Annotated in this window: 6 protein-coding genes and 1 pseudogene; 4 read left to right on the top strand and 3 right to left on the bottom strand. The window is 52.4% G+C overall.

All coding sequences use genetic code 11. The annotated features are described in order from the left end of the window. Together Xenpb_RS20225 and Xenpb_RS18880 are read left to right on the top strand one after the other, a co-directional pair. Positions 1-504, top strand: a pseudogene (locus tag Xenpb_RS20225) (hypothetical protein); the annotation flags it as partial. Between the two features lie 14 nt (positions 505-518). Beyond that, a complete protein-coding gene (locus tag Xenpb_RS18880) occupies positions 519-1,055 on the top strand; it encodes a hypothetical protein (protein ID WP_187655676.1) in 537 nt (178 codons plus the stop codon). 69 nt (positions 1,056-1,124) lie between these two features. Here the strand turns inward: Xenpb_RS18880 and Xenpb_RS18875 are convergent, their stop codons facing one another. Both Xenpb_RS18875 and Xenpb_RS18870 read right to left on the bottom strand, forming a co-directional pair. Beyond that, positions 1,125-1,445 carry a SymE family type I addiction module toxin gene (locus Xenpb_RS18875; RefSeq protein ID WP_187655677.1) on the bottom strand — a complete coding sequence of 107 codons (321 nt, stop codon included), beginning with the start codon at positions 1,443-1,445 and terminating at the stop codon, positions 1,125-1,127. An 84-nt stretch (positions 1,446-1,529) separates the two neighbouring features. Next, positions 1,530-1,940, bottom strand: a complete 411-nt coding sequence (locus tag Xenpb_RS18870) for a helix-turn-helix domain-containing protein (RefSeq protein ID WP_187655675.1) — start codon at positions 1,938-1,940, stop codon at positions 1,530-1,532. A gap of 123 nt (positions 1,941-2,063) precedes the next feature. Here Xenpb_RS18870 and Xenpb_RS18865 point away from each other — a divergent pair, with 123 nt between their 5' ends. After that, entirely contained in the window at positions 2,064-4,745 is a 2,682-nt protein-coding gene (locus Xenpb_RS18865) for a CHC2 zinc finger domain-containing protein (protein ID WP_187655674.1), read from the top strand. Here Xenpb_RS18865 and Xenpb_RS20220 read toward each other — a convergent pair. Next, the gene (locus Xenpb_RS20220; RefSeq protein ID WP_255523206.1) at positions 4,732-4,860 is read right to left on the bottom strand and encodes a hypothetical protein; all 129 of its coding nucleotides are present in this window, start codon (positions 4,858-4,860) and stop codon (positions 4,732-4,734) included. The genes Xenpb_RS18865 and Xenpb_RS20220 overlap by 14 nt on opposite strands. A gap of 97 nt (positions 4,861-4,957) precedes the next feature. Here Xenpb_RS20220 and Xenpb_RS18860 point away from each other — a divergent pair. After that, positions 4,958-5,531 (top strand): tyrosine-type recombinase/integrase (locus Xenpb_RS18860; RefSeq protein WP_187655673.1); only part of this gene is annotated, 574 nt, incomplete at its 3' end.

Here is a 5,531-nt window from a genome sequence, read left to right as displayed (position 1 = left end):
GACCCCATCGGGCTGAAAGGCGGCCTTAATCCTTATGGCTATGTGCATAACCCCTCTAATTGGATCGACCCCTATGGGTTGGCAGGTGGATTTGGCAATAAAGGAGATAATGGGGATACCGTCACAGTGTTTAGAGTTCAAGGAGGAATACCTCCCAATGCAAGTCATCACCGAATAAGAATAGATGATGCAGGAAACCCTAAAATTCAAAATGCCACTTTAAATATTAGTATTGGTGATACTAAACATGCTGAGCACTTTAAGAATATTAGGGGAGGAGATGCTGAAATCGTTTCATTCGAAATACCTAAATGGCTTAACGAATTTATTAAGGAAAATGCCATTCCGCAAAAAGGTTATAAGACAAATCCATTAAATCAGAAGGGAATGGCACCTAAAATAGTAGATCCAACAACTCCCGGTGACTCATACGAATTCCCTAAAGTGTGGACTAAGTGGCTAGAAGAAAATGCTGTTCCCGGCTCTGGAAAAGTAAAAAAATAAATTAAGGTGGTTATATGTTTGAGGAAGATGATGATTTATTAGCCGATGATAATGTTGTTGTTGCAATAAAGAACGATAACATTATTACTTGGTATCAAGCAGACAGAGAGATATGGGTGCTAGATAGACAAAAATGGCATAAGGATTTTGTTGACAATGGCATAGCTTGTCCAGAAGACAGTGCTGATGATCGATTCGGTATTTTAATTGTTAATGATGGCACTAAAGAAAAATTTCTTGAAAATATTTTTCCTTTTAAGGTTGATAATAAAAAACTAAAGGAATTTAAAGAAAAAATACAAGACTCTTCTTCTTGGTGGGACTCTCACGAGCTATTTCCAATGGCATTCATTGATTTTGATTCAAAAAAATTAAGTGCATGTTATCCATGCCCAGGAAAAATACCTGTAGAAAGATATGTTCCAGATGGTTGGAATGGTGAGTTTGTTGATTTTATGCGTAAATTTGATGAAAGTATTTTGCCTAAGGATGAAAAATATTGGGTCATTGATGATATTGACTATTTAGAAAAACTTTCTTCCTTATTTTAATAAAATAGCCGGAAAGATCCCCACGATCTTCCGGCTTTGTTCTTTTTAAGAGCCGCTCATTCCCTGCCCTTAGCGGCTTGTATAGTCGCCAAGCAGTTCCTGCATTTTGAGCTTGATCTCACTGAGCTGGTCTTGCTGGCGCTGGTACTGTTGCTTAATGATACGGGTGTCGTCGCTGTCAGGAATGAGCACTAAACAACCCGCCATAATTTTGACCGTGAGTGTGCCGCCAATATCAAAGCCTGCTGCCTTAAGCCACCTTCCCGTTAAATTTATTGCGGGTCGGGGGTTTGGCCTGCCATTTTGCGGCACGTATCCCACGGTGTAATAACGCTCTGTTTTTGTGACTTTATTTACTGCACGGTTTTGCTTAGAATGCGCCTTAGCCATCATTCAACTCCTGCTTAGTTGGTTATGGTGAGCAACTTCGGCGTGTTGCAAGCGCGCCGGAGCTGCGTTAAAAATGCTTTCTCTTTAGTTGCCCTTCTCCTGCTCAACCGGACGCATCGCAGATTCAACCCTGTTCTTCATAATCACGGCATCAATCAGCTTAATCACGGTTTCCTGTTCCTCCGGCTGGCATTCTTCAAGTGCCTTAAATCGCTCGATTAACCGCGTATTACTCAGCGGTAATTGCTCGTCAGACGAGCCTAATAACAAATAATCAATCGAGGTAGTAAATAACTCAGCCAGTTGGATTAATTTATCCGCAGGCGGGATGTGCATCCCGGATTCATATTTGTTGTACTGCGAAAGCTGCAAGCCAATCAGGCCAGCCACTTCCTTCTGGGTTCTTCGTTGTTGATTACGTAATACTTTGAGTCGCTTGCCAAATGCCCGGCGCTGTTCTTCGGTCTGCATAATTTCATCTGTTATATCAGCCATAAAATGCTCCAGAGTATAAGGCGTGTTCCTAAAACGACTTGCTTTACTATCGTATTGCGATTATATAATATATCGTATAGCGAATCAAAATAAATCTTGACAGGTTTTTAAAGGAATATCGATATGGCTCGCATCCCCGACGCAGAATTACAGCACCTGAAAACCTCTGTCTCTTTAGTTGCTATCATTGAGCAACAAGGGCGGCAGCTCTTTAAACGCGGTAAAGACATGATCGTGCTGTGCCCGTTCCATCAGGAGAAAACGCCCTCGATGGTGATCACGCCAGCGAAAAATCTCTATCACTGCTTTGGCTGTGATGCGGGCGGTTCGGTGCTGGACTGGGTCATGCAAACTGAGGGCCTGAGCCTGCGCCATGCCGTGGAGCGCCTGCGCGCCGTGCTGGGGCACAATCCGGCGGTGGAGCCGCTGGTGCAGCCGGAAGAGCTGGCCAGTGATGCCATCGGGCAACAGGTGTTGCTGTCACGGGTGGTTGCGTTTTATCACCATACGCTGTTGAATGCGCCGGAAGCCCAGGCGTATCTGTCCAAACGGCGGCTCAACCATCCTGAACTGGTCGCGCAGTTTAAGCTGGGCTTTGCCAACCGCACGCTGGGCTACCGTCTGCCACCGAAAAAAGTCAAAGCGGGCGAGGAGATCCGCCGCCGCCTGCAAGCCATCGGGGTGCTGCGGGAAAACGGGCGGGAGCATCTGCGGGGTTCGCTGGTTGTGCCCGTTATCGGTGCTGAGGGGCAGGTGCATGAGCTATACGGGCGCAAAATCGGTGACGACCAGCGCCAGTCCATTATCCGCCATCTGTACCTGCCGGGGGCACATCAGGGGGTCTGGAATGAAGCGGCGCTGGGTGCCTCCCGGACGCTGATCCTGTGTGAATCGCTGATTGATGCCATGTCGTTCTGGGTGACGGGGCAGCGCAATGTGACGGCCGCTTACGGGGTGAATGGCGTCACCGCGGATCACTGGCAGGCGTTCGAACAGCACGGCATTAAGCAGGTACTGATCGCTTTCGATAATGATACCGCCGGTAATGATGCCGCGGTGAAACTGGCGGCAGAACTGGTTGCCAAAGGCATCACGCCGCTGCGTGTCGTGTTCCCGCCAGAACAGGATGCCAACGGGTATCTGTGCCAGATGGCGGAACCCGAATCGGCCTTTGCCCTGCTGCTTGAGAGTGCCGTGCCGATGCAGGATGCGGCGGGCATGGTCGCCCTTGCGCGTCAGACGCCTGAGCCAGAACCCGCTTCCCCTTTAGCGGCTGACCCCGCACCCAGCGTGACGCCAAATGTGGTCTGTGAGTCCGGTGAGCATGGCGAGCTGCGCGTGTCAGTCGGCACACTGCAATGGTGCCTGCGTGGGCTGGGCGCGGTAAAAGCGGGATCGGTTGCCATGAAGATCAATGCGCAGGTACTGGACAGGCAAAGCGGCGTGCTGTTCGCTGACGGGGTTGATCTGATGAGCGGGCGCTCACGCAACAGTTACGCCCGCCTGGCCGCCGCTGAGCTGGGCTTAACCGAAGGCGACATCCGGCGGGCACTGGGTCAGGTGTTACTGGCGGTCGAACAGGGGCAGCAACAGCCAGCGGACACCGCCCCCAACGTACCGGAAATGGGGATCGCAGAACGGGAAGCGGCACTGGCCTTACTGCAAGATCCGTACCTGACCGCCCGTATCACCACTGACTTAGCCGCCTGCGGTGTGGTCGGCGAATCCACTAATTTACTGGCGGGGTATCTGGCCGCGGTCAGCCGCAAGCTGCCCAAACCGCTGGCTGTCCTGATCCAAAGCAGCAGCGCCGCGGGCAAATCGTCACTGATGGATGCCGTACTGAACCTGATGCCGGAAGAGGAGCGCATCCAGTACAGTGCCATGACCGGGCAAAGCCTGTTCTATCTGGGCGAAACTAATCTCCAGCACAAGATATTGGCTATCGCCGAAGAAGAAGGGGTGCGGCAGGCCGCCTATGCGCTCAAGCTGTTGCAGTCAGACGGTGAGCTGACAATGGCGAGCACGGGCAAGGATGAAGCGACCGGAAACCTCGTCACCAAAAGCTATACCGTGAAAGGCCCGGTGATGCTGATGCTGACCACGACCGCCATTGATGTGGATGAGGAGTTGCTGAACCGCTGTCTGGTGCTGACAGTCAACGAATCCCGCGAACAGACCGAAGCCATCCATGCCTTACAGCGCCAGAAGCAGACGCTCGCAGGCTTGCTGGCTGAAAATGAACGTGAGTATCTGACACAGCTTCACCAGAATGCCCAGCGGCTGTTGAAACCGCTGAATGTGGTCAATCCGTATGCGCACCAACTGACCTTTATGTCAGACAAAACCCGCACGCGGCGAGACCATATGAAATACCTGACCCTCATTCAGAGCATTGCCCTGCTGCACCAGTACCAGCGGGACATCAAAACGGCAGAGCATCGCGGGAAAACGCTGGAATACATCGAAGTGAGCAAAGACGATATCAAACTGGCGAATCAGCTTGCCCATGAAATCTTAGGCCGGACACTGGACGAAATGCCGCCGCAGACGCGCAAGCTGTTATTGCTGATACAGGGCTGGGTAAAAGAAAGCGGCCAGCCCCGCCACGAAATGCTGTTTACCCGCAAACAGTTGAGGGATGCCGTGCAGTGGGGCGATACCCAGCTTAAAGTGCATCTCTCACGACTGGTCGAAATGGAATACCTGCTGTTGCACCGTCGTGGCCTGACGTTCGTCTATGAACTGCTGTTCGACGGGGCAGACAGTGATACCTCCCACCTGAGTGGCCTTATTGTTCCCTGAGCGGGCAGTATAACGTTATCCGGTCGGGGTTAAAGCCCAGTCGGTCGCCTGTCAGTCGGCTTGTTGTCGGCAGGTGGTCGGGATGGTTAAATCCCGGCAAAGGCAGATACAGCAAGGCTTCCCCTCAAAGTGGTCGGCATCAGCCAAAAAACACTGCTCCGCCCGTACAGCTCTCTTCGCTATCCACACAACAAAAAAGAAGGAACATCCGCATGACAAGCCCACCTAATCCCCTGCTCGCCACCTTACGCCAGCAACTGGACGCGTACCTCGATACACTGACCGCACAGGGAAAAAGCCCGCGGACACGGGAAAGCTACCGGGAACGGCTGCTGCCCTTCGTTGACTGGTGCGAACAGCGCACCGTCCAGTATCCAGCTCAGGTGACGCTGGCGTTGCTGGAAAGCTGGCAGCGCTATCTGCGGGCTTACCGCAAGGCCGACGGCCAGCCTTACCGCCATAACGGCCAGCGGGAACGGTTGATCGCCCTGCGGCTGTGGTTCCGTTGGTTGTTGCAACGCCATCACATCCTCTACAACCCGGCCGAGCAGCTAGTGTTACCGAAAGAAGAGAAGCGGTTGCCCGCCCAGATACTGAGTGAACGGGAAACCACGCAGGTGCTGGACAGCCTTGACGACCAGAGCGTGCTGGGACTGCGTAACCGGGTGATGCTGGAAATCCTCTGGAGCAGTGGCCTCCGGCGCATGGAGCTGCGCCAGCTCCGGCGGGGGGATATCGACGTCGAACGGGGGGCGGTTGTGGTCAATCAGGGCAAAGGCCATAAAG

This window comes from Xenorhabdus sp. PB62.4 (assembly GCF_014467285.1).
In the GTDB taxonomy this organism is placed as follows: Bacteria; Pseudomonadota; Gammaproteobacteria; order Enterobacterales; family Enterobacteriaceae; genus Xenorhabdus.
This window is presented reverse-complemented; position numbering and strand designations above follow the sequence as displayed.